Source organism: Kitasatospora purpeofusca (assembly GCF_034043715.1).
Taxonomy (GTDB): Bacteria; Actinomycetota; Actinomycetes; order Streptomycetales; family Streptomycetaceae; genus Kitasatospora; species Kitasatospora purpeofusca_A.
Map to the genome: position 1 here is coordinate 55942 of NZ_JAXCLC010000007.1, position 22749 is coordinate 78690.

General features: G+C 75.3%; 21 protein-coding genes. 12 read left to right on the plus strand and 9 right to left on the minus strand.

All coding sequences use genetic code 11. The annotated features are described in order from the left end of the window. Positions 1-71: 71 nt before the first annotated feature. A complete protein-coding gene (locus SM793_RS05605; RefSeq protein WP_320436886.1) occupies positions 72-488 on the plus strand; it encodes an STAS domain-containing protein in 417 nt (138 codons plus the stop codon). Positions 489-574: 86 nt separating this feature from the next. Here SM793_RS05605 and SM793_RS05610 read toward each other — a convergent pair whose 3' ends face one another. Further along, on the minus strand, positions 575-1315 hold the full coding sequence (locus tag SM793_RS05610; RefSeq protein ID WP_320436887.1) for a hypothetical protein: 741 nt from the start codon (positions 1313-1315) through the stop codon (positions 575-577). 109 nt (positions 1316-1424) lie between these two features. Between SM793_RS05610 and SM793_RS05615 the strand changes: the two genes are divergently transcribed. Further along, entirely contained in the window at positions 1425-1859 is a 435-nt protein-coding gene (locus tag SM793_RS05615) for an Hsp20/alpha crystallin family protein (RefSeq protein ID WP_320436888.1), read from the plus strand. Between the two features lie 129 nt (positions 1860-1988). Further along, positions 1989-2447, plus strand: coding sequence for a DUF2267 domain-containing protein (locus tag SM793_RS05620; protein WP_320436889.1), 459 nt, complete (start codon positions 1989-1991; stop codon positions 2445-2447). 120 nt (positions 2448-2567) lie between these two features. On the opposite strand, the gene SM793_RS05625 is transcribed toward SM793_RS05620, so the two are convergent. Beyond that, on the minus strand, positions 2568-3416 hold the full coding sequence (locus SM793_RS05625) for a hypothetical protein (RefSeq protein WP_320436890.1): 849 nt from the start codon (positions 3414-3416) through the stop codon (positions 2568-2570). After that, a complete protein-coding gene (locus tag SM793_RS05630) occupies positions 3413-4321 on the minus strand; it encodes an ATP-binding cassette domain-containing protein (RefSeq protein ID WP_320436891.1) in 909 nt (302 codons plus the stop codon). The genes SM793_RS05625 and SM793_RS05630 overlap by 4 nt, the downstream gene beginning before the upstream one ends. Positions 4322-4459: 138 nt before the next feature. Here SM793_RS05630 and SM793_RS05635 point away from each other — a divergent pair, with 138 nt between their 5' ends. Together SM793_RS05635 and SM793_RS05640 are read left to right on the plus strand one after the other, a co-directional pair. After that, a complete protein-coding gene (locus SM793_RS05635; protein ID WP_320436892.1) occupies positions 4460-5725 on the plus strand; it encodes a sensor histidine kinase in 1266 nt (421 codons plus the stop codon). Continuing rightward, entirely contained in the window at positions 5722-6387 is a 666-nt protein-coding gene (locus SM793_RS05640) for a response regulator transcription factor (protein WP_320436893.1), read from the plus strand. The genes SM793_RS05635 and SM793_RS05640 overlap by 4 nt, the downstream gene beginning before the upstream one ends. A gap of 85 nt (positions 6388-6472) precedes the next feature. On the opposite strand, the gene SM793_RS05645 is transcribed toward SM793_RS05640, so the two are convergent. The 3 genes from SM793_RS05645 to modA form a co-directional block, all read right to left on the minus strand. Further along, on the minus strand, positions 6473-7546 hold the full coding sequence (locus SM793_RS05645; RefSeq protein ID WP_320436894.1) for an ABC transporter ATP-binding protein: 1074 nt from the start codon (positions 7544-7546) through the stop codon (positions 6473-6475). 73 nt (positions 7547-7619) lie between these two features. Beyond that, positions 7620-8438: an ABC transporter permease gene (locus tag SM793_RS05650; RefSeq protein WP_320436976.1), complete on the minus strand. Its 819-nt coding sequence runs from the start codon at positions 8436-8438 to the stop codon at positions 7620-7622. Positions 8439-8515: 77 nt separating this feature from the next. Continuing rightward, positions 8516-9409, minus strand: coding sequence for a molybdate ABC transporter substrate-binding protein (gene modA, locus SM793_RS05655; protein WP_320436895.1), 894 nt, complete (start codon positions 9407-9409; stop codon positions 8516-8518). Between the two features lie 452 nt (positions 9410-9861). Here modA and SM793_RS05660 point away from each other — a divergent pair, with 452 nt between their 5' ends. The 3 genes from SM793_RS05660 (at position 9862) to SM793_RS05670 (ending at position 13480) form a co-directional block, all read left to right on the plus strand. Further along, positions 9862-11277 carry a cytochrome P450 gene (locus tag SM793_RS05660; RefSeq protein ID WP_320436896.1) on the plus strand — a complete coding sequence of 472 codons (1416 nt, stop codon included), beginning with the start codon at positions 9862-9864 and terminating at the stop codon, positions 11275-11277. 439 nt (positions 11278-11716) lie between these two features. After that, complete coding sequence (locus tag SM793_RS05665; RefSeq protein ID WP_320436897.1) at positions 11717-12394, plus strand: RNA polymerase sigma factor; 678 nt, start codon at positions 11717-11719, stop codon at positions 12392-12394. A 45-nt stretch (positions 12395-12439) separates the two neighbouring features. Then, a complete protein-coding gene (locus SM793_RS05670; protein WP_320436898.1) occupies positions 12440-13480 on the plus strand; it encodes a hypothetical protein in 1041 nt (346 codons plus the stop codon). A 172-nt stretch (positions 13481-13652) separates the two neighbouring features. On the opposite strand, the gene SM793_RS05675 is transcribed toward SM793_RS05670, so the two are convergent. Then, positions 13653-15104 (minus strand): cation:dicarboxylate symporter family transporter, encoded by a 1452-nt coding sequence (locus SM793_RS05675; protein WP_320436899.1) that lies wholly within the window; start codon positions 15102-15104, stop codon positions 13653-13655. 249 nt (positions 15105-15353) lie between these two features. On the opposite strand from SM793_RS05675, the gene SM793_RS05680 reads away from it, so the two are divergent. The 4 genes from SM793_RS05680 to SM793_RS05695 all read left to right on the plus strand — a co-directional run bounded on the left by SM793_RS05680 (position 15354) and on the right by SM793_RS05695 (position 21075). Beyond that, positions 15354-17123, plus strand: a complete 1770-nt coding sequence (locus tag SM793_RS05680; protein WP_320436900.1) for a sensor histidine kinase — start codon at positions 15354-15356, stop codon at positions 17121-17123. Continuing rightward, positions 17120-17902, plus strand: coding sequence for a response regulator (locus SM793_RS05685; RefSeq protein ID WP_320436901.1), 783 nt, complete (start codon positions 17120-17122; stop codon positions 17900-17902). The genes SM793_RS05680 and SM793_RS05685 overlap by 4 nt, the downstream gene beginning before the upstream one ends. 144 nt (positions 17903-18046) lie before the next feature. Next, the gene (locus tag SM793_RS05690; RefSeq protein ID WP_413815880.1) at positions 18047-19471 is read left to right on the plus strand and encodes a diaminobutyrate--2-oxoglutarate transaminase family protein; all 1425 of its coding nucleotides are present in this window, start codon (positions 18047-18049) and stop codon (positions 19469-19471) included. Then, positions 19468-21075, plus strand: a complete 1608-nt coding sequence (locus SM793_RS05695; protein ID WP_320436902.1) for a pyridoxal phosphate-dependent decarboxylase family protein — start codon at positions 19468-19470, stop codon at positions 21073-21075. Before SM793_RS05690 ends, SM793_RS05695 begins: the two co-directional genes overlap by 4 nt. A 37-nt stretch (positions 21076-21112) precedes the next feature. Here the strand turns inward: SM793_RS05695 and SM793_RS05700 are convergent, their stop codons facing one another. Further along, positions 21113-21793, minus strand: a complete 681-nt coding sequence (locus tag SM793_RS05700; RefSeq protein WP_320436903.1) for a signal protein — start codon at positions 21791-21793, stop codon at positions 21113-21115. A 92-nt stretch (positions 21794-21885) separates the two neighbouring features. Next, a complete protein-coding gene (locus SM793_RS05705) occupies positions 21886-22683 on the minus strand; it encodes an inositol monophosphatase family protein (protein WP_320436978.1) in 798 nt (265 codons plus the stop codon). Positions 22684-22749: the final 66 nt, after the last annotated feature.

The following is a 22749-nucleotide window of genomic DNA, read 5'->3' on the forward strand; positions in this document are numbered from 1 at the left end:
CCGGCCGGGGCCGCGGCCACGGGCGCCGACTGTCCGCACGCGTTCGGCAAGGAACTCGGCAGGGGTGTGCCATGGACCTGAGACTGTCGTCGCGCCGGGAGAGCGGCTGGTTCATCGTGCAGGTGGAGGGCGAGCTGGACATCGCCACCAGAGACCAGCTGCGCAGGCGCCTGAAACGCGCCCTCGTCCGGCGAGGCCGCCACGCTCGTCTCGTGGTCGACCTGTCCCGTCTCGGCTTCTGCGACGCCAGCGGCCTCGCGGCGCTTCTCGACGCGCACGCCACCGCCCTGGAACACCAGGGACAGCTGCGCCTGGCCATCCCGGAGGGAAGGGTGCTGCGGGTCTTCCGGCTGACGGACCTGGACCGGGTGCTGCCGGTGTATCCGACGGTGCGCGACGCCGTCGAGGGCCGCGACGCGGTGCGCGATGCGACGCGCGACGTGGTGCGCGACGCCCTTCGTGACGGCCAGGTCGAACAATCCGCCTGATCACGACAGCGGGCCGCACGCCGACCGCGACGGCGTGCGGCACGTCCCTCGTCCGGACGGGACCGCCGTTCTCAGGTGCGTCGTTCTCAGGTGCGCCGGCGGGCGCTGTCGTGGCGGAGCTGGTCGGTGTGGCGGTTGAGGGCGTCGACGCGGGTGGCGAGGTCGGGGTGGCCGGCGCCGAGGTGGGGCCGCATGTCGGCCAGGGGGGTGACGAGGTCGGCGGCGTCATCGGTGGCGAGGGCGGTACGCAGGGCGGCCTGGGCGCGGAGGGCCTCGGGTGCCAGGTCGGTGAGGGCGCTGATCTGGGCGGCGAGGATCCGCAGGCCGGCGGCGTCGGCGCGGGCCCATGCGGTGACCGTGCGTTCGGCGGCCCGGCGGTCGCGGACGGCCTTGACGCGTTCGGCGCCGGTCGTGCCGGTCGTGCCGGTGGTGCCGCTCGCGGGGGTGCCGGGGGTGCCGGTGGTGCCCGTCGCGGGCACGGGGCCGGCGGGGCGCAGACGCAGGTAGCGGTTCTCGGCGGCCTGGCGGCTGGCGACCCCCATCGGCCGGGCGAGGTCGGCCCAGGTGGCCCCGGCGGCGCGGGCGGTCTCGACGAGGCCCGCCTCCCAGCCGGCGAGCTGGTTGCGCAACTCGCGCAGCAGCAGGAGGGCGGCCAGGGCCTGGTCGGGGTCGACCGGCGTCCCGGAGGCCGCCCGGTCGGCCCGGTCCGGGGCGTGGGCGGCGCGGACGGCGTCGGCTATGGCGGCCAGCGCGGTTGCCGCGGCAGGGAAGGCGGGCTCCCTGGGCGGAGCGTCGTCGATCGGCTGCGGAGCGGCCTTCTCGCGCATGTGCGTCACTCCTTGGGCGACTTTGAATGTTGTCATCCGATGGATGACATGTTAGAACGGATTCAGAAGCAGCGCACTGGCACTCCTGATCCGACTGGAGGTGTTCGCGATGCTGATGCGCACCGACCCGTTCCGCGAGCTGGACCGTCTGACCCAGCAGTTCCTGGGCGACAGCGGCACGTGGTCACGTCCGGCCCAGATGCCGCTCGACGCCTGCCGTGTCGGCGACGAGTACGTGATCTCCTTCGATCTGCCGGGCGTGCGCCCGGACGCGATCGACATCGACGTCGAGCGGAACATGCTGACCGTCCGGGCGGAACGCCGGCCCCGCCACGAGGGCGATGACGTGAAGTGGGAGCTGTCCGAGCGCCCGCTGGGCGTCTTCTCGCGCCAGGTGATGCTCTCCGACACCCTCGACCCCGAGGGGATCAGCGCCGCCTACGACGCCGGCGTACTGACCCTGCGCATCCCGATCGCCGAGAAGGCCAAGCCGCGCAGGATCGCCATCAGTCACAACGGCGACCGCAAGGAGATCAACGCCTGACCGCCCGGACCGCCGTCCCGCACCGCCACCCCGTGCCGCGCCGTGCGGGACGGCCTGCGGGTGGTCGGCCACCACGGTACGCACCAACAACGGGGGCGATCCGCTCGCCCGGGAGGAGGGAGAGCCGCGGTGACTCTTCGATGGGATGCGTTTTTGGCCGAGATCCAGGAACGCGGTGAATACGACACACCCGAGGAAGCCGAACGGGCAGCGCGTGTCGTCCTGGCGCTGCTCGGCGCCCACCTGGTCGGTGAGGTGCGGGCCGAACTGGCCGCCCGCCTGCCGGAGACCCTGGCCTTGATCCTGCTCAATCCCCTGCGGGCCGCCGAGCCGCTCAGCGCCGAGCGGTTCGTGCGCGCCACCGCCGCCTGGATCGACGGCGCCACCGAGGCCACCGCCCTGTGGGACATCGGCGCCGTGCTGAGCACCACCGCCGACGCCGCAGGCGAGGACCTGCTGCACAAGGTCCTGATCCAACTGCCCCCCGGTTACGACCTGCTCTTCGGCCGTCCCCAGCCCGGCCACGCGCCCGTGGACGCCCGCACCGCGCCCCTCCCGTCCTCGCGCCGGCCGCCTGTCGCCGGGTAGGCGCTCCGCGTCCGGTGGCAGACCGAGGAAGACAGGGCCGGGGCGGCCGGGGGACGGCTGTCGGCCCTGGCCGACCCCGCTCGGTCAGGGCCGACACCTGTCCCACCCGGTGGCGCGGTGTCAGAACCCGTGGCGGCGCAGGCTGCGCAGTCCGCCGTAGCCGGCGGCGGCGGCCCACAGGGCCATGACCAGCAGACCCGTCCAGTGCCCGTACGCCATCTGCGGGTCGTCGGCGTAGCGCAGCGCGTACTGGCCGGCCCGGTCGGGCAGGAACTGCGCGGCTCGGCGCACGACCGGGACACCGGACAGCAGCGGGGAGAGCAGGAAGACGGCCGGCAGCAGCAGGCCCATGGCCGCGGTGAGATTGCGCAGGACGGCGGTCAGCCCCAGGCAGAACACCACCAGCAGGACCGGGTAGAGCACCCCCGCCGTGGCACTGCGCACGAGGGCGGGGCCCTTCCAGAGCTCCGGAACGAACGCGGCGTAACCGGCGAACGCCCCGGCCGTACCGACCAGTCCGACGGCGAGGGCGACGGCCGCGCCGAGGGCGAGCTTGGCGCCGTAGAAGCGGCCGCGGTGCGGGACGGCCGTCAGCGAGAGCCCGACCATGCGGGTGCTGAACTCCTGGCCGAACAGCAGGACCGCGAAGCAGACCAGCGCCGCCTGGCCGAAGTTGAGACCGTAGTGGATGCCGACACCCGGGTCCGAGGTGATGCTCTCGTCCTGGTCGCCGAGCACGGCGGCGACGATGGTGGTGAAGCCGACGGTGAGCAGCAGTCCGACCACCGGAGTGATCCAGAGCGAGCGCAGGGTGGCGAACTTGATGCCTTCGGCGCGCAGGGCGGCACCGGCCGCCGAGCGGGTCGCGGCCGCCGTGTCCGCCGCCGTGTCCGCCGCCGTGTCCGCCGCCGAGGTCGAAGTCGTGGTCCTTGTCGTGGTCGTGGTCGTGGTGGTCTTCGCGGCGGTCATGCGGCCACCGCCCGGTACTCGACGCTGTCGGCGGTCATCCGCATGAATGCTTCCTCCAAGGAGTCCTGTTGGACGGCGATCTCGTACAGCACCACGCCCTCGGCGGCGGCGAGGGCGGCGATGGACTCGGCCGCCGTGCCGGTGACCTCCCAGGCGCCGTCCGTCGACGGCCGGGCGTCCAGGCCCGAACGGGCCATCAGTGCGGCCAGCCGGGGCGGGTCGACGGCCCGCACCCGGACCCTGGTCCGGCCGTGGCGGTCGATGAAGTCCGAGGTCGCGGAATCCGCCAGCAGTCTGCCCCGGCCGATCACCACGAGGTGGTCGGCGGTCAGCGCCATCTCCGTCATCAGGTGCGAGGAGACCAGCACCGCCCGGCCCTCGGCGGCCAGTCCGCGCAGCAGGGTGCGGATCCAGCGGATGCCCTCCGGGTCGAGGCCGTTGACCGGCTCGTCGAGCATCAGCACCGGTGGGTCGCCGAGTAGTGCCGCGGCCACCCCGAGGCGCTGGCGCATGCCGAGCGAGAAGCCCCGGATCCGCCGCCCGGCCGCCCCGGTGAGGCCGACCTGCTCGAGCACCTCGTCGACCCGGCGGCCCGGCAGGGCGTTGCTCGCGGCCAGCCAGTGCAGGTGGCCCCGAGCCGTCCGGCCGCCGTGCAGGGCCTGCGCGTCGAGCAGGGCCCCCACCCGCCGGAGCGGGCGGTCGAGTGCGGCGTACGGGAGACCGTCGACCAGGGCCCGGCCGGAGGTCGGGCGGTCGAGGCCGAGGATCAGCCGCATGGTGGTGCTCTTCCCGGCGCCGTTGGGTCCGAGGAAGCCGGTCACCACCCCGGGAACCACCTCGAAATCGAGCCCGTCCACCACCCGTGCGCCGCCGTACTCCTTGGTGAGGCCCTCCACCTTGATCACGACCGTCCTCCGTTCCTCCGTGCTTCGGTGACTCCATGGGACCGCGTCCGGGGGGTCCGGCGGATCCCGCCCCGGAGGGGATCTGCCTCCCTCCCGAGAGTGAGTTTGCGCGGGGCCCTGACCTGGCAGGATGGCGCGATGCCCCGAATACTCGCGCCCCTGTTCGACTCCGCTACCTACGCGCGTTGGCTGCACCTGGTGATCGGCCTGGTCTTCGTCGGAGTCGTGCTGATGGTCTATCCGGGCATCGAGGGGTGGAGCCGGGCCGAGCTGCTGGCGCGGGCGGTGCCGGTGGACGCCGCGCTGCTGGGGCTGGCGGCGCTGGTGCCCGCGATGCGCCGGGCGGAGGGTGTGCAGGCGCGGCTGCTGCTGGTGCCCGATCGGGAGCAGGACATCGCCGTCGAGCCCGCCCGTAGCTGGGCGGACCGGCGCCGGACGGCGGCGTGGCTGGTCGGCCGGGTGGCCCTCGGCGGGCTCGTCGGCGGAGCCTCGGTCCTCGTGCCCGCCGCCGTCCTCGACCTGGTGGCGCGGCCGGAGCACGGGGTGTTCGGGCTGCGGTCGGGCGGGCCCGGCTGGGCGCCGTTGCTGGCACCGGTGCTGCTGTTCGCGCTCGGCTGGCTGGTGGTCTGGGCCGGGCGGCTCCAGCTCGCCATGGCGGTACGGCTGTTGGCGCCGTCCGCGGCGGAGCGGCTGGCCGCTGCCGAGCTCCGGGCCGAGCGCCTGCTGGAACGCAATCTGCTGGCGCGCGAGCTGCACGACTCGATCGGACACGCGTTGACGGTGACGGTGCTCCAGGCCGGGGCGGCGCGCGAGGTCGGCGACCCGGCGTTCGCCGCCAAGGCGCTGGAGGTCATCGAGGAGACCGGCCGACGGGCGATGGACGATCTGGAGCGCACGCTCGCCCTGCTGCGCGACCCGGGCGACCACGGCAGTACGGGCGGCACCGGCAGCGGCGCCGACGCCCGGGAACGCCCCGGGATCGACCGGCTCCCCGCCCTGTTCGAGACCGCCAGGGCGGCCGGCAGTCCCGTCGAGGCCCTGATCGACACCCCCTCCGGCGGCCTCCCCGGGGTGCTCTCCCGCGAGGGCTACCGGATCGTGCAGGAGGGTGTCACCAACGCCCTCAAGTACGCGCCCGGAGAGCCGATCAGTATCCGTATCGCCGTCCGGGACGGCAGCCTGGAACTGCGCTGCGCCAACGCCCTCCGCCCGCACGCCCTCCGCCCACCCGGCGCGCGCCCGCACGGTGCGCCGGCCCGGTCGGGCGGCCCACCGCGCCGGGGCGGCAAGGGACTCCGGGGCATCCACGAACGCGCCGTGCTGCTGGGCGGCGAGGCCACGGCGGGCGCCGAGTCCGGCGAGTGGGTGCTGGCCGTTCGGATACCCCTACGCTTGGGCGGGTGACGATCGACATTCTGCTGGCCGACGACGAGGAACTCGTCCGGGCCGGCCTGCGGGTGGTGCTGGAGGCGCAGGGCGACCTGCGGGTGGTGGGAGAGGCGACGGACGGCGCGGAGGCGATCGCGCTCGCCCGCCGACTGCGCCCGCAGGTGGTGCTGATGGACGTTCGGATGCCCGGCCTGGACGGCCTCGCCGCGACCCGGGAACTGGTCCGCGACGCCGCCGCGCCCGGCGGGTACGCGCCGAAGATCCTGGTCGTCACCACGTTCGAGATCGACGACTACGTCTACCAGGCGCTGCGGGCGGGCGCCGACGGCTTCCTCCTCAAGCGCACCCGGCCGAGCGAGATCGCCCAGGCCGTACGGCTGGTGGCGGCCGGGGAGTCGCTGCTCTTCCCCGCCCAGATCCGCCGGCTCGCCGCCGCCCGGGGCAACGCGGCGGCGCGCGGCACGATGGCCCGCGCCGCCCTGACCGAACGCGAGACCGAGGTGCTGCGCCTGGTGGCGCGCGGACTGACCAACGGCGAGATCGCCGAACAGCTCTTCCTCGGGGTGCAGACGGTGAAGACCCACGTCAGCAGCGTGCTGGCGAAGCTCGGTGCGCGGGACCGGACCCAGGCGGTCATCCTCGCCTACGAGTCGGGCTTCGTGACGCCTACCGAGTGACCACCCGAGCCGCCGGGGGCCGGGAGGGAACGGAGCCGGGGGCGGAGGCAATGGAAGGAATGGAGGGAGCGCGGCCCGGCGGCGTTCAGGCCGGGTAGGCGTGCGTCTGGGCGGCCTTGACCGCGGCCCAGACCGTCGAGCCCCGCGCCAGGCCCAGTTCGGCGGCCGCCGCCGGGGTGAGGTCGGCGGCCATCGGGACGGCGCCCGCCAGGTCGGCCCGCACCTGGTCGCCGTGGAGGTCGAGCCCGTTGACCGTCAGTTCCCAGACATTGCGCGCGCTCCCCTCCGGCCGCGCGCGGTGGAGGACGACGGCGGACGGGCGGAAGGCGACGAAGACCGGTCCGGACAGGTCCTCGTCGGTGGTCAGCACGGCGCCGTCCGGCAGGGTCACCCGGTGCCCGGCCGAGGTGCCCCGGTAGAGGTTCAGCCCGACCAGCCGGGCGATGTAGTCGGTGCGCGGCCGGCGCGCGATCTCCGCCGGCACGCCGGACTGCACCTCGCGTCCGCCCTCGATCACCACCAGCCGGTCGGCCAGCACCATCGCGTCCAGCGGATCGTGCGTCACCAGCACCGCGACCGCCTCGAACTCGGCCAGGTGGCGCCGCAGCTGCGCCCGCACGTCGAGCCGGGTGCGGGCGTCCAGGGCGGCCAGCGGCTCGTCCAGCAGCAGCAGTCGCGGCCGGACGGCGAGCGCCCGGGCGAGCGCCACCCGTTGGGCCTGCCCGCCGGAGAGCCGGGCCGGGCGGGCGGCGGCGTGCTCGGCCAGACCCATCCGCTCCAGCCAGCCGGCGGCCTCGGCGCGTGCCTCGCGCTTGGAACGGCCCTGGCAGCGCGGGCCGAAGGCGACGTTGTCGAGGGCGCTCAGATGCGGGAAGAGCAGGTAGTCCTGGAAGACCACGCCGACCGGGCGTTCCTCGGCGGGGGTGTGCAGCCGCCGGGCCGGGTCCTCCAGCACGTCGCCGTCCAGCCGCAGGTGACCGGCGCCGAGCGGCAGCAGACCGGACAGCGCGCGCAGGGCGGTGGACTTCCCGGCGCCGTTCGGGCCGAGCAGCGCGACCACCTCGCCCGGGGCGGCGGTGAGGGCGAGGTCCAGGGTGAAGGCGGCTCGGTCGACCCGCAGCCGGGCGTCCAGACCGGCGGTGCCGGGGTGGGAGGTCATCGGCGCGGCGCTCCGGGGACGGGGACGGGGAGGACGGGCAGGGAGGTGGGAACGGGGGCGGCGGCGGTCGGCCTCACGGCGCGGACATCCAGCGCTCGCGCAGGCCGGCCAGGACCACGATCGACACCACCAGCAGTACCAGGGACAGCGCGATCGCCGCCTCCGGGTCCGACTCCATGGCGAGGTAGACGGCCAGCGGCATGGTCTGCGTGCGGCCCGGGAAGTTGCCCGCGAAGGTGATCGTCGCGCCGAACTCGCCCAACGCGCGCGCCCAGGCCAGCACGGCGCCGGCCCCGATGCCCGGGGCGATCAGCGGCAGGGTGACCCGCCGGAACGCCGTCAGCCGGGAGGCGCCCAGCGTGGCGGCGGCCTCCTCGTAGCGCGGGTCGGCGGCGCGCAGCGCGCCCTCGACGCTGATGACCAGGAACGGCATCGCGACGAACGCCTCCGCGATCACCACACCGGTGGTGGTGAAGGGCAGGGTGATGCCGAAGGCGGAGTCCAGCCAGGAGCCGACGATGCCGCGCCGGCCCAGCACCAGCAACAGGGCGACGCCGCCGACCACCGGCGGCAGCACCAGCGGCAGGGTGACCAGGGCCCGGACCAGCCGTCGGCCCGGCAGCTCCGTCCGGGCCAGCAGCCAGGCCAGTGGCACGCCCAGGACCAGGGACACCGCGGTGGCGGCCGTCGCGCAGACGAGCGAGAGTCGCAGCGCCTCCCACACCTGCGGGCTGGTGAGCTGCTCGGGGAGCGCGCTCCAGGGTGCCCGGACCAGCAGCCCGACCAGGGGGAGGACGAGGAACGCCAGGCCGAGCAGCGCGGGGAGCAGCAGGGCGGCCGGGACCCGGCCCGCCCGGCCGGCCCGCCGCCGGCCGGAGCCCTGGAGCGGCACCGGGCCCGACGAGTCCCCGGACCCGGTGCCATCCGCGTGGCCGCCCGCCGTGCCGCGGGCGCGGCCGGTGCGACGGATCACGGCGCCTGGAAGCCCGCCGCGGTCAGCACCTGCTGCGCCTCGGACGACTGGACGTAGGCGACGAAGGCGGCGGCGCCGTCCTTGTTCGGCGCCTTGGCGAGGGAGGCGATCGGGTAGTCGTTCACGGCCTTGGCGGCTTCGGGGAATTCCACGCCGTCGATCTTCGCAGCATCGGCCCGCACATCGGTGCGGTACACGAGCGAGGCGTCGACCTCGCCCAGCTCGACCTTGGTCAGCGCGCCCTTGACGTCCTGTTCCAGGGTGACCGGGGTGAGGTTGACGCCGGCGGCCTTGAGCGCGGTCAGCGCGGCGGCGCCGCAGGGCACCTCCTTCGCGCAGAGCGCGACCTTCACACCCGGCGCGGCCAGGTCGGCGAGGCCGGCGAAGTGCTTGGGGTTGCCCTTGGGGACGGCGATGGCGAGGGTGTTGCGGACGAAGGTCCTCGGCTCGCCGGCGGCGCCGCCCGCGTCGGTGACGGTCTTCATGGTGGCCGGGCTGGCGGCGGCGAACACGTCCGCCGGGGCGCCGGAGTTGATGCTCGTGGCGAGCGCGGAGCTGCCGCCGAAGTTGAAGGTGACCCTGGCGCCGGGGTTGGCGGCCTCGAACTTCTTGCCGAGGTCGGTGAAGGTCTCCTTGAGCGAGGCGGCGGCGAACACGGTGATCGGTCCGGAAGCCTTCGGGACGCCGGCCGCGCTCGTGCCGGGGCCGGTCGCGGAGCCCGTGCCGGGGGCGGCGGGGGAACTGCTGCTCCTGGCGTCGGTGCCGCCGTCGCTGCTGCAGGCGGTCGCGCCGAGGGCGAGGACGAGGGCCGCTGCCGCGGTGGCGGTGAGCCTGGTGGCGGTGAGCCTGGTGGCGGTGAGTCCGGTAGTGGTGAGTCTGCGGATGGTCATTCCTTGGCTTCCCCCTCCTGGACGCGCCGGGAGAGGCGCGGGGCCAATGCCGCAGGTGCGGCCATTACGCCGATCATAGTGCCGCAGATGCGGGCTCTATTTCGTCTGTCTCATCGCACAGGCCAGGAGTGCCGAAGCAGGTGGCGGGCCTGTCGGAAGACGCAAGCGGCCCCGGGGCGCCGTCCGGAGCGAGCGCCGTACCGGAGCCGCGCGCCGCGTCCGAAGCAGGCACCGCGATCCGAGCACCGACCGCCGCTGGGGGGCGCGGGGCGGCTGGTGAGCGCGGGGTGGCGCGCGTCGGGAGCGCTCGGTGCGCCCCTCCTGTCCCGATTACCCGGCAGTCAAGTGGGGGACGGAACGGACGGAACGGCACGACCGACCGGTCGCGCGGTCGGGGGCGGGGGTGCCCGACAGGTCGCGGGACCGGCGAGGCGCACGACCGAGGAGGGGACATGTCGCTGACCGCCGCGACCACCAGCACCACCGGCACCGCCGCCACCATCACCCGGATACCCGGGCCGCCCGGACTCCCACTGGTGGGCTCGCTGCTCGACCTGACCCGCCGTCCGCTGCGGACGTACCTGGACGCCCGCCGCGACTACGGCGACGTCGTCCGCTTCACCGCCGGGCCGCCCGGACTGCGCGCCGAGTTCTACGCGGTGTTCTCGCCGGAGGGCGCGCACCAGGTGCTCGGCAGCGAGGCGGCCAACTTCCGCAAGGACAACAGCTTCTACGACGAACTACGGACCAGCCTCGGCAACGGCCTGCTGACCAGCCAGGACGGCGACTACCACCGCCAGCGCCGGCTGATCCAGCCGCTGTTCACCCGGCGCCGGGTGGACGGCTACGCGGCGGCCGTCGGGCAGGAGTGCGCGGTGCTCGCCGACCGCTGGCGGGTGGTGCCCGGCGGCGTGGTCGACGTCGCGGAGGAGATGTCGCGGTTCGCGCTGCGCACGGTGTCCCGGATCCTCTTCGGGGCGGACGTGGAGGCGGCGGTGCGGGTGGTGCACCACTGCTTCCCGGTGCTCGGCGAGTTCGTCCTCGAACGCGGCTTCGCGCCGGTGAAGGTGCCCCGCGGCTGGCCGACTCCCACCAACCGGCGGGCCGCCGGCGCGCAGCGCGACCTCTACGCGGTGTGCGACCGGATCATCGCCGAGCGGGCGGTGCGGCGGTCGGCGGGAGTGGTCGATTCCGCCGGCCCGGACGACCTGCTGGAGCTGCTGACCCGGGCCAGGGGCGAGGACGGGGAGCGGCTCGACGCGGCCGAACTGCGCGACCAGGTCCTGATCTTCCTGCTCGCCGGGCACGAGACCACGGCGACCTCGCTCGCCTTCGCGCTCTTCCTGCTGGCCAAGCACCCGGAGCAGCGGCGCCGGGCCCGTGAGGAGGCGGACGCCGTACTGGCCGGACGGGCGCCGGTGGCGGCCGACCTGGAGGCGCTGCCCTACCTCACCCAGGTGTTGAAGGAGGCGATGCGGCTCTACCCGGCCGCCTCGCAGATGGGGCGCCGCTCGGTGGCCGAGTCGGTGATCGACGGGTACGTGGTGCCCGCCGGCGCCCAGGTCATCCTCGCGCCGTGGGTCACCCACCGGCACCCGGACCACTGGGAGCAGCCGGACCGCTTCGATCCGGACCGCTTCCTGCCCGAGCGGGAGAAGGAGCGGCACCGGTATGCCTGGTACCCGTTCGGGGGCGGGCCGAGGGCCTGCATAGGGCAGCACTTCTCCATGCTGGAGTCGGTGCTGGCGCTGGGTGCGCTGCTGCGGGAGTTCGAGTTCGAGGCGGTGGACCGCGGCGTCCGGCTGGCCCAGGGCATCACGCTCCAGGTGCGGAGCCCGATGCGGATCCGGCTGACCCCGCGCGGCTGACGGCGCGGGGTCGACGGCGCGGGGTCGGCGGCACGGGGGAGTTGGCTGCGGAGTGCCGGCCCGGTCGGGGCACCCGGCCCGGACCACCCGGCCCGGACCACCCGGCCCGGACCACCCGGCCCGGAGCCCTGGAGGCTGCCCGAGGTGACTTTGCAAAGTCCTGGCGCGACTTTGCAAAGTCACCTCGGGACTTTGCGAAGTCGCTTCGGAGCCGCCCCGGGCCTCCCTCCCTCCCGCAGGCGAATGGCTGCGGAACGGTGGGACGACGAACTATGATGTGATGTGCGTCACAGTGCAGTGCGGCCGACGGTCCGATATCCATCGACCGGGCCTTCGGGGTACCGATTTCCGAGGGGGCGGGATGGAAGTCACGGCCGGTTGCCGGGGTGGGGCCGATCCCGGCCCGCGCCCGTCGGCCGAATCCGCGGAATTCGACCGGGTGTTCACGGAACTGTTGCCCAGGCTCCAGCGCGCCGCCGTGCGCATGCTCGGGGATCCGTTCGGCGCGGGCGATGTCGTCCACGAGGCGTATCTGCGGATCGCCCGGAATCCCGCCCGCTTCCTCGGCCATCCCCGGCCCTACGCCTACGCGTTCACCGCGATGGCGAACGTCGTGCGCGACGAGTGGCGCCGCGACCGCCGCCGACTGCTCCCGTACGAGGCGTTGGAGGACGTCGGGCCGGCCGGCGGTCTCACGGCGGCCGGCGGATGGGGTGGCGGGTACGACGATCCGTCGGGCGGCGGGGTGGCCGAGCTGCAGGCGCACTGGGAGGTGGTGCGGCTGCTGCGCTGCCTGACGGTGAAGCAGGCGCGGGCCGTGCTCCTGGTCGACCTCGACGGGTACAGCCTGGAGGAGGCCGCCGAGCTCCTCGGGGTGCACCGCTCCACCCTGACGGTCACCCGGCGCCGGGCGCTGGACCGGTTGCGGAACGTCCTCGAACGGGAGCGCGAGTCGCCCATCGGGCCCGGGGCCTGCCAGTCGCCCGGCGACCGCCCGCCCACCCGTCGGCCGGACTCCCCGCCCGGTCGCGTACCCGGCTCCCCACCCAGATCCCCGCCCGGTCCCCCGCCCGGGCATGTGCCGGGGGCGCGCGCCGGTTCCGACGCACCGGTCTGACGGCAAGTCAGCTCAGCTCCGGCCGCGCCCCGTACGCTGCAAATCGTGATCACGTACGAGGAGCATCGGCTCCGCTCCCTGGTGGACGAAGGCCGTTGGATCGAACTGCTGGGCGCCTACCGGCAGGCCCGTGCCGCCGCCGTCGCGCTCGACCTGGCGGAGGGCGACCTGACGGGCCGAGGGCTGGCGGGCGGCGGCGCGAAGGTCCCCGCCTGGGCGGTCGCGGCCGCGCAGACCCGGGCCGGCATCGCCACCGCCGCGCTCGGCCACCTGATCGCCTACGCCGCACCGCCCGAGGTGGCCGCACGACTGTTCGACGCGGACGGCGGCCCCGGTACCGCGGCCGGGGCGGCCGACCACGACGCCGGGCCGCTCTGGGAAGTGCTGGCCACCCGGCACACCTGGCGGCGGCTCGCCCCGCTGCTCGGTCCGCCCCCGGTACGGCGGCTGGTCGCGCAGACCCGGGTGCTGCTCGGCGAGGACCTCTCCCGGGGCGCCGAACCGGACCCCGAGGGGGTGCCGCTGCTGCTGGAGCCCTGGGAGTCGGTGGGGCGGGCCGAGGGCATGCCGGTCCGGGACTACCTGCGCCAGGGCGGTTCGCGCAGTGCCCTGCTGACGCTGCCCGCCAGCCGGGAGGGGCTGGCCCGGGTGGAACTGCCCGAGCCCGGCGCCCGGCTGCCGGGACAGCCGGCCACCCGGGCGCTGGCGGAGCTGGCCGGCTGGGCGCGGACGGTCTGCGTGCGCGGACCGGCGGCGGCTGCTGCCGCCCAGCTCGCGCCGGGGCCGCTGGTCACCGGCGGGTACCTGCCGTTCGCCCTCGCCTGGCCGGCGCTGGTGCAGGCGGGCATCGCGGACCGTGCGCACGGCGCGGCCCACGGGCGGCTGGCGCTGTGGCGGGTGCTGACGGCGATGACCGGCGCGCAGCGGCCGGAGTCGGCGGACCGGGCGGAGGTCCGCGCCCTGGTCGCGAGGATGCGCTGCTTCACCTGGGACGATCCGGCCGACCGGCTGCGGCACCTGCACCTCGCGCTGGAGGACCCGGCGACCGGGCTGAGCTGGGCGGTCAGCGGCTCGGAGGAGGTCTGAGCGGCTGAGCGGACCGGCCGTCCCCACGGGGCGCGCGTTCTCGCCGGGACCGGGGCCTGCCCCGGCCGGGGACCTGCCCGGTCCCGGGACATGCGGGACCCCTGGTCCGGCGCCTTTTCCGGGGGGTTGGGCGGGGCGCCGGACCAGGGGAGTGTGAGGGGCGGCCCGCAGCTCAGACGGCCGTCGTCGCGGCCGTCGTCGTGGCCGCGGTGCTTGCCGCGGTGGTTGCCGGGGCCGGGACCGGCGCGGCCGGGGGTGACCCGGCCGGGCCGGCGGGCTCCGCCGCCGGTGCGCCGCCGTGCGGGTCCGCGTCCAGCAGCGTCCGTTCGTCGAACGGCACCGCGCCCGCCAGCACCTGCCGGGCCCGCTCGCGGTCGAGCTCCCCGGTCCACTGCCCGATCAGGACGGTGGCGACGGCGTTCCCGGCGAAGTTGGTCAGCGCCCGGGCCTCGGACATGAACCGGTCGATGCCGACGATCAGCCCGACGCCGTCCACCAGGGCCGGCTTGTGCGACTGGAGCCCGCCCGCGAGGGTGGCCAGTCCGGCGCCCGTGACGCCGGCCGCGCCCTTGCTGGCGATCACCATGAAGACCAGCAGCGACAGCTGCTCGCCCACCGACATCGGCTTGTCCATCGCCTCCGAGATGAAGATCGAGGCCATGGTGAGGTAGATCGCCGTGCCGTCCAGGTTGAAGCTGTAGCCGGTCGGGACGGTGATGCCGACCACCGGGCGGCTGACGCCCAGGTGCTCCATCTTGGCGATCAGCCGGGGCAGGGCGCTCTCCGAGGAGGAGGTGGAGAGGATCAGCAGGAACTCGCGGCCCAGGTAGCGCAGCAGGGTGAAGATGTTGACGCCGGCGACCAGGCGCAGCAGGGTGCCGAGCACCACGACCACGAACAGGGCGCAGGTCAGGTAGAAGCCGATCATGATGACGGCGAGGCTCTTCAGCGCGGCCGTACCGGTGGCGCCGACCACCGCGGCCATCGCCCCGAAGGCGCCGATCGGCGCCACCCACATGATCATCGCCATGACCCGGAAGACCAGCCGCTGCACATGCTCGATGCCGCGCAGCACGGGTGCGCCGGCCGGGCCCATCGCCTGCAGGGCGAAGCCGGCCAGCAGTGCGACCAGCAGGGTCTGCAGCACCTTGCCCTCGGTGAGGGCGGAGAGCATGGTGGTCGGGATCATCCCGAGCAGGAAGTCGGCGGTGGACTGCGCGCCGCCGGCGGCTGCCTGGGCGTGGCCGGACTTGGCGAGCGCGGAGGTCAGGTGGAGGCCGCCGCCGGGCTCCAGCAGGTTGCCGACCAGCAGGCCGATGCCGAGGGCGACGGTCGACATGACGAGGAAGTAGCCGAGCGCCAGGCCGCCGACCCTGCCGACCTTGGCGGCCTTGGTGACCGAGCCGATGCCGAGCACGATGGTGCAGAAGATGACCGGGCTGATCATCATCTTGATTAGGTTGACGAACCCCGTGCCGATGGGCTTCAGCTCCACCGCGAAGTCAGGCGCGGCCAGGCCCACCACCACGCCCGCGACGACCGCCGCGATCACGGCGAGGTAGAGGACGTGGGTGCGGTCCTTCGGTCTGGCGCCCGCGCCCGCCGCTGCTCCGGTGATCGACATCTGTGGCTCCTTCGCCCTGCTCTGCCCGGAAGCGCGTGCGCCGTGGGGGGTGCGCCCGTGGGGGATGCGCCCGTGAGGGGGCGCTCATGGGGGTGCGTCGGCCCGCGGTCCCGGGGGCCCGGGTGGTGGGCCGCTCCGACTATGGCGCCCGGGCGTGACGCGGGTCACGTTTGCGTTCATAGAGTTCACATCGCCGCGGGCTCCGCACCGCGGCCCGCGCCGCCGGGGCCGTGGTGCACACTGACAGGCATGTCCGCCCGTACCCCCCTCCCGCCGCGCCGGCTGGTGCGCAGCCTGGCCGGACAGCTCTTCGTCGTCCAGGTGGTCATCGTCGCCGTCGTGGTCGCGGGCGGGGCGGTGCTCGCGTACCTGTTCACCGCCGGGCGCGACGACGACGCGGCCCGCCGCCAGGTCACCGCCGTCGCCCGCGCCGTCGCCGACTCGCCGACCGTCCGCGACGCCGCCGGCGCGCCCGATCCGACGGCCGTGCTCCAGCCCTACGCCGAGCGGGTGCGGGTCGACACCGGGGTCTCCTTCGTCACCGTGATGGACACCGCCGGTGTCCGCTGGACCCACCCGCTGCCCGAGCAGATCGGGCGGCCCTTCCTCGGGCACATCGACTGGGCGCTCGCGGGGGAGACCCGCAGCGAGACCTACACCGGCACGCTCGGCCCGTCGGTGCGGGTGGTCACCCCGGTGCTGGACGAGCGGCACCGGGTGGTGGCCCTGGTCAGTGCCGGTATCACGGTGCAGTCCATCTCGGCCCGGCTGCGCGGCCCGCTGCTCGCGCTGGTGGGGGTCGCGGGGGCCGCGCTGGCCGTCGGCGGGATCGGCACCTACCTCGCCAACTCCCGGCTGCGGCGGCACACCCACGGCATGGGGCCGGCCGAACTCAGCCACCTCTACGAGTACCACCAGGCCACCCTGCACGCCGTCCGGGAGGGGCTCGTCCTGCTCGACCGAGACCACCGGGTGGTGCTCTGCAACGACGCGGCGCGCGAACTCCTGGGCCTGGAGGGCGCGGTGGAGGGCCGACCGGTCGACGGGCTGGGACTTCCGGACGCGCTGCTGGCGGCCGTCTCCGGGGACGCGCCGGTCCGGGACGAGGTCCATCTGACCGCCGAGCGGGTGGTGGTGCTCAACACCTCCACCATCGGCACCGGGCTCGGCCGCGTCCTCACCCTCCGCGACCACACCGAACTCCAGGCGCTGAGCGGCGAGCTGGACTCCGTGCGCGGCTTCACCGAGGCGCTCGGCGCGCAGGCGCACGAGGCCGCCAACCGGCTGCACGCCGTCGTCTCGCTGATCGAACTCGGCCGCCACCGCGAGGCGGTGGAGTTCGCCACCGCCGAACTCGCCCTCGCCCAGCGGCTCACCGACCGGGTGGTGGCCGCCGTCGGCGAACCGGTGCTGGCCGCCCTGCTGTTGGGCAAGGCCGCGCAGGCCGCCGAACGCGGCGTGGAGTTGACGCTCACGCCGGACAGTTCGATCGACGACGGCGTGCTGCCGCCGCGACTGACCGCCCGCGACCTCATCACCGTCCTCGGCAACCTGATCGACAACGCCGTGGACGCCGCGATCACCGGCGCGGCCGCGAACCCCGGGCCTCCGGAGGTCACCGTCACCGCCCGGATCGACGGGGACCACCTGCTGCTGCGGGTCGCCGACACCGGGGCCGGGATCGACCCGGGTGCGGTGGACGACGTGTTCCGGCGCGGGTGGAGCACCAAGCAGGACGGCCGCGCGGCCGGGACCGGCGACGGCGGGAGCGGCCAAGGCAACGGCAGCGGGAGCGGGAGCAGCCAGGGCAACGGCAGCGGCCACGGGCGCGGACTCGGGCTCGCCCTGGTCGCCCAGGCCGCCCGGCGCAACGGCGGCACCGTCGAGGTCGGCCGGGAGCGCGGCGCGGTGCTGACCGTCCGACTGCCGCTCGGCCGCCCGGTGCTGGGCCGTCCGGCGCTCGCCCGTCCGGCGGGCGACGGCGCGGGGGAGCACGAGCGCACGGCGGTGGCCCCGTGAACCGCCCCGTCGGCCGGGCCGAGAACGCCGAACGGTCCGAGATCTCCGTCCTGGTGGTCGAGGACGACCCGGTGGCCGCCGCCGCCCACACCCTCTACGTGGGGCGCGAGCCGGGATTCCGGGCCGTCGGCACCGTGCACGGCTGCGCGGAGGCGCTGCGCTTCCTGGAGCGGGCCCGGGCCGCCGGGCGGCCCGTCGACCTGCTGCTGCTCGATCTCTACCTGCCCGACGGGCACGGCCTCCAGCTCTGCGGCACCCTGCGCGCGGCCGGGCACGCCACCGACGTCATCGCGGTCACCTCCGCCCGCGACCTCGCGATGGTCCGTCGGGCCGTGTCCGCCGGTGTGGTCCAGTACCTGTTGAAGCCGTTCGCCGCCGCCGCCCTGCACGACCGCCTGGACCGCTACGCCCGCTACCGGGACACCCTCGCGCGGACCGGGCCGGCCACCGGGCAGGACGAGGTCGACCAGGCGCTCGCGCTGCTGCGGATGCCCGAACGCACCGCCCTGCCGAAGGGGTTGAGTGCGCCGACCCTGGACACCGTGGCGGGGGTGCTGCGCGCGGACCGCGCCGGCCTGTCGGCCGCCGCCGCCGGTGCGGCGGCCGGTGTCTCGCGGATCACCGCCCGCCGCTACCTGGAGCACCTCGTGGACACCGGCCTCGCCGTCCGGGAGCCCCGGTACGGCACGGTCGGCCGGCCGGAGCTCTGCTACCGCTGGACGGGCGGCTCCGGCGGCGCGGACGGCCTCGGTGCCCCGCCCGTCCCGGGTCGGCCTTGACCTCTCGGCCGTGACCTCTCGACGGCTCGCTCGTTGAGGGAGCGGACGGGTTGTCACTCGCAAGGGTGGTTCCGGCGCCCCCGGACGGACCAGGGCAGGTCGGACAAGTAAGGTTAGGCTCACCTAATTTTCTGGGAGTCCGTCTTGACGCTCGCCGCTGAGCCCGCCACCGGTCCGACCGTCCCCCGCGCCGCCGCCGCTCCCGCGCCGGCCCCGGCGCCCGCGCCCGCCGCCGGGACGGGATTCCCGGCGAGCGCCGTCCTGCGCCGCCAGCGCCAGCGCGAGTCCGCCGCCCGCACCTACGCGCGCTCGTTCCCGATCGTCCCCGTGCGCGCCAGCGGAATGACCGTCGAAGGCGCCGACGGCCGCCGCTACCTCGACTGCCTCTCCGGCGCCGGCACGCTCGCGCTCGGCCACAACCACCCCGTGGTCCTGGCGGCGATCCGCCGCACCCTCGACAGCGGCGCCCCGCTCCACCTGCTGGACCTCGCGACCGCCGAGAAGGACGACTTCACCACCGCCCTGTTCGAGAGCCTGCCGCCCGCCTTCGCCGACGGGGCGCGCGTCCACTTCTGCGGGCCCGCCGGGACCGATGCCGTCGAGGCCGCGCTCAAGCTGATGCAGACCGCGACCGGCCGTTCCGGCGCCCTCGCCTTCACCGGCGCCTACCACGGGATGACCGCCGGCTCCCTCGCGCTCACCGGCAACGTCGCCGTCAAGGAGCCGCTGCCCGCCGGCGGCGAGGTCGTCCGGCTGCCCTACCCCTACGGCTACCGCTGCCCGTTCGGGGTCGGCGGGGAGGCGGGGGCCGGACTCTCCGCGACCTACGTCGAACGACTGCTCGACGACCCGGCCGGCGGTGTCGTCCCACCCGCCGCGATGGTCCTGGAGGCCGTGCAGGGCGAGGGCGGCGTCGTCCCCGCTCCGGACGACTGGCTGCGCGCCATGCGCCGGATCACCGCCGAGCGCCGCATTCCGCTGATCGTCGACGAGGTCCAGACCGGCGTCGGCCGCACCGGTGCGATGTGGGCGGTCGAGCACAGCGGGATCGTGCCCGACGCGATGGTGCTCTCCAAGGCGATCGGCGGCAGCCTCCCGCTCGCCGTCGTCGTCTACCGGGAGGAGTACGACGGCTGGCGGCCCGGTGCCCACACCGGCACCTTCCGCGGCAACACGCTGGCCATGGCGGCCGGAGCTGCCACGCTGCGCCACGTCGCCGCCAACGGACTGGCCGAACGGGCGGCGGTGGTCGGCGACCGGATGGTCGAACGGCTGCGCGCGCTGGCCGGGGAACTCCCCGCGATCGGCGAGGTTCGCGGACGCGGGCTGATGATCGGCGTCGAACTCGTCGACCCGGCCGCGGAGTCGGACGCCTGCGGGGCCCGGCCGGCCGCGCCCGAGCTCGCCGTCCGGGTCCGCGCGGCCTGCCTGGCGCGCGGGCTGATCGTCGAACTCGGCGGGCGGCACGACGCCGTCCTGCGGCTGCTGCCCCCGCTCACCATCACCGACGAGCAGGCGGCCGCGGTGCTGGACCGGCTCGCGGACGCCATCGCGGCGGCGTCGGCATGAGCGGCGGCCCGGGCGAGGGGGACGGGGGCGGGATCGGGGCCGGGATCGGGGCCGGGCAGGGCGCCGGGGCCGAGCGCCGCAGGTCCGCCGACGTGCCCCTCGACGCCCTCTCCGGCGGCGTCGGCGGACCCGCGGCGCTCGGCCCGCTGCTCGCCACCGTCCTCGACGCCCTGGAGACCGGCGCCACCCGGCGCGGCGGCCCGCTGCCGCCCGGCCGCCCCGCCGACCTCGCCGCCCTGGTCGACCGGGAACTCGCCGCCGCCGAGGGCCCCGACGCCCTCGCCCGCCTCACCGAACTGCTCGCCCACGGCGCGGCCGACCCCGCCGACCCGTTCTGCGCCGCCCACCTGCACTGCCCGCCGCTCGCCGTGGCCGCCGCCGCCGACCTCGCCGTCAGCGCCCTCAACCCCTCCCAGGACTCCTGGGACCAGGCCCCCGCGGCGACGGCGCTGGAAACCGCGCTGCTCGCCGAACTCGCCGCCCTGGTCGGCTACGACCCCGCCCGGGCCGCCGGCGTGGTCACCTCCGGCGGCACCGAGTCCAACCTCATGGGCCTGATGCTCGCCCGCGACCAGAAACTCGACGGCATCGTCGAACTCGACGGGCTCCTCGGCCTGCCCGCCGGCGTCCGGCCCCGGATCTTCGCCTCCCGGGCCGCGCACTTCTCGGTCCAGCGGGCGGCCGCCCTGCTCGGCCTCGGCGAACGCGCCGTCGTCCCGGTCGACGTCGACCGCGACCTGAGGATGGACCCAGTGGCGCTCGAACGCGCCCTGGCCGAGGCGAGTTGGGCCGGACACACCCCCGTCGCGGTGGTCGCCACCGCCGGCACCACCGACACCGGCGCCGTCGATCCGCTGCCCGCCGTCGCCGACCTCGCCGCCCGCTACGACGCCTGGCTGCACGTCGACGCCGCGTACGGCGGCGGCGCCCTGCTCTCCGACCGGCTGGCCCCCCTGCTCGACGGCATCGAACGCGCCGACTCCGTCTCGCTGGACTGGCACAAGCTCGGCTGGCAGCCGGCCGCCGCCGGCGTCTTCCTGGTGCGCCACGCCGAGACCTACGTCTCGCTCGCCCGCCGGGCCGCCTACCTCAACCCGGCCGACGACGAACAGGCCGGCTACCCCAGCCTGTTGGGACTCTCGCTGCGCACCACCCGGCGGTCCGACGCGTTCAAGCTCGCCGTCACCCTGCGCACCCTCGGCCGCGCCGGGCTCGGCCGGCTCGTCGACGCCTGCCACGACCTCGCGCGGTCCGCCGCGGACGCCGTCCGGGCCGAACCGGAGCTGGAACTGCACGCCGAACCCGTGCTGACCGCCCTGCTGTTCCGCTACCGCCCGGCCGGTACGGACGCTGCACGATCCGAGGCCGACCCGGCCGCGCTCGACCCGGCCGCGCTCGACCGGGTCAACGCCGAACTGCGGCGTGAACTGCTGCGCGGCGGACGGGCCGTGGTCGGCCGGACCGAACTGCCCGGCGAGGGCTCCGGCCGGGTCCGGCTCAAACTGACCCTGCTCAACCCGCACACCACACCGGCCGAGGTGGCCGCCCTGCTCGGCGAGGTCGTCCGCGCCGGCCGCGAGACCTGGCGGTGGGTCGGCCGGTAGGCCGGTCGGTGGCGCGGGCGACGGCTCGGGCGGTGGGTCAGACGCCCCCGGTGGGGGTGGGCGCGGTCGCCCGGAGGTGGTAGTCCACCCCCACCGTGATCTCCGGATCACCGGCCTCGCCCCGGACCGTCAGTTCGTGGTTGCCGGGTGTCAGCGGGTCCAGCCGCACCCAGAGGCCGCACGACCAGGTGTTCTTGCCGGAAAGCTCGGCGCCGAAGGGGTTGCCGGCGGCGCCGAACAGCTTGATCCGCGTCGCGCCGAGCGGCTCGGCGGCGAGCGGGGCGCCGTCCAGCGTGGCGGAGCCCTCAGCGGTGTCCATGAAGGTCTCGCAGTCGGCGGCCTCGCCGAACCTCGTCACCAGCGGGAACAGGACCGGCAGGCCGACGGGGACGGTGCACGTCCGCTCGACCACGCCCCCGCCGGTCGTCCCGGCCAGGTACCAGATGTTCTCGTGCTGGCGCTGGGCGCACCACCGGCCGCTCCGGTCGAGTACCGGACTGCGGTCCGCCGTGCTCCCCGCCGCCCAGTTCCACCAGCCGGACTGCACCTCCGCCGAGGTCAGCGACCGCACCGCGAGCGGCGGGCTCGGCGACTCCGCCGGCTCCTCGGCCGGCGCGGGCGGGGCCGGCGCCGCGCTGTTGCGGTCCGGTGCGGAGGTGCAGGCGGTCGCCAGCAGCAGTGCACCGAGGGACAGGGCGGTCCGTCGCCGTGAAGTCATGATCGCGAAGTCTACGGGCCCGGCCACCGACCGTGCGCCGGGTTTCCCACGGTGCGAACCACGGCGACCTGAGCCGCGAACCGCATTGCGGCCTACGGTGCGAACAGGATCTCGCGGCACCGCTCCCAAGTAGTCGGGTCGGCGGCGACGAGCAGGCCGTCCTCGCCGCCCGGGGCCTCGGGGCGGTAGGGGGTGCCGTCGAGGCGGGCGGCCCGGCCGCCGGACTCGGTCACCAGGAGGGAGCCGGGGGCGTGGTCCCAGGGCAGGGTGCGCCAGTAGAGGACGAAGTCGGTGGCGCCCTCGGCGATGTCGGGGTACTCGATGCCGGCGGCGTGACGGCCGGGGACGAGTCCGCCGAAGGCCTCGGTGTTGGCCTCGATCAGCCGGCGGCGGGACGGTTCCAGGAACCGGCTCTTCACCGAGCCGCGCCAGGCGGCCGGATCGGTGCCGGCGGGCGTACGGGTCAGCCGGTGGCCGTCGCGCCAGGCGCCGGAGCCGAGTTCGGCGGTGTAAGTGGTGGCGGTGGCCGGCTGCCGGATCCAGGCGGCGACGGTGCGGCCGTCGCGCACCAGCGAGACCATCACCGCGTAGTCGGGGTGCCCGGCCACGAAGTTGGCGGTGCCGTCGACGGGGTCCACGAGCCAGACGGCGGGTTCGGCGTGCAGGGCCCGGGCGAGCGCCGGGTCGGCGGCCACCGCCTCCTCGCCGACCACCGGGACGGGCAGCAGCTCGCGCAGCCGCCGCGTGATGATCAGCTCGGCCTCGCGGTCGGCGACGGTGACCACCTCGCCGGGGGCCTTCTCCATCACCTCGCCGGAGGCCAGCGCCCGGAACCGGGGCTCCACCGCCTCGGCCGAGGCCTCGGCGATGATCTCCGCCACCTTCTCCATCAGCACGTGCCCGCTCCCTTCGCTGCTACCACCTTCGCACGTCAGTGCGGTTCCGGTGGGTGAGGG

Coding starts and splice junctions, on each gene's coding strand:
- SM793_RS05625 (WP_320436890.1), bottom strand. CDS start 3,416: ATGACCGCCGCGAAGACCACCACGACCACGACCACGACAAGGACCACG.
- SM793_RS05700 (WP_320436903.1), bottom strand. CDS start 21,793: ATGACTTCACGGCGACGGACCGCCCTGTCCCTCGGTGCACTGCTGCTG.
- SM793_RS05695 (WP_320436902.1), top strand. CDS start 19,468: ATGAGCGGCGGCCCGGGCGAGGGGGACGGGGGCGGGATCGGGGCCGGG.
- SM793_RS05635 (WP_320436892.1), top strand. CDS start 4,460: ATGCCCCGAATACTCGCGCCCCTGTTCGACTCCGCTACCTACGCGCGT.
- SM793_RS05660 (WP_320436896.1), top strand. CDS start 9,862: ATGTCGCTGACCGCCGCGACCACCAGCACCACCGGCACCGCCGCCACC.
- SM793_RS05645 (WP_320436894.1), bottom strand. CDS start 7,546: ATGACCTCCCACCCCGGCACCGCCGGTCTGGACGCCCGGCTGCGGGTC.
- modA (WP_320436895.1), bottom strand. CDS start 9,409: ATGACCATCCGCAGACTCACCACTACCGGACTCACCGCCACCAGGCTC.
- SM793_RS05610 (WP_320436887.1), bottom strand. CDS start 1,315: ATGCGCGAGAAGGCCGCTCCGCAGCCGATCGACGACGCTCCGCCCAGG.
- SM793_RS05675 (WP_320436899.1), bottom strand. CDS start 15,104: ATGTCGATCACCGGAGCAGCGGCGGGCGCGGGCGCCAGACCGAAGGAC.
- SM793_RS05680 (WP_320436900.1), top strand. CDS start 15,354: ATGTCCGCCCGTACCCCCCTCCCGCCGCGCCGGCTGGTGCGCAGCCTG.
- SM793_RS05615 (WP_320436888.1), top strand. CDS start 1,425: ATGCTGATGCGCACCGACCCGTTCCGCGAGCTGGACCGTCTGACCCAG.
- SM793_RS05605 (WP_320436886.1), top strand. CDS start 72: ATGGACCTGAGACTGTCGTCGCGCCGGGAGAGCGGCTGGTTCATCGTG.
- SM793_RS05705 (WP_320436978.1), bottom strand. CDS start 22,683: ATGGAGAAGGTGGCGGAGATCATCGCCGAGGCCTCGGCCGAGGCGGTG.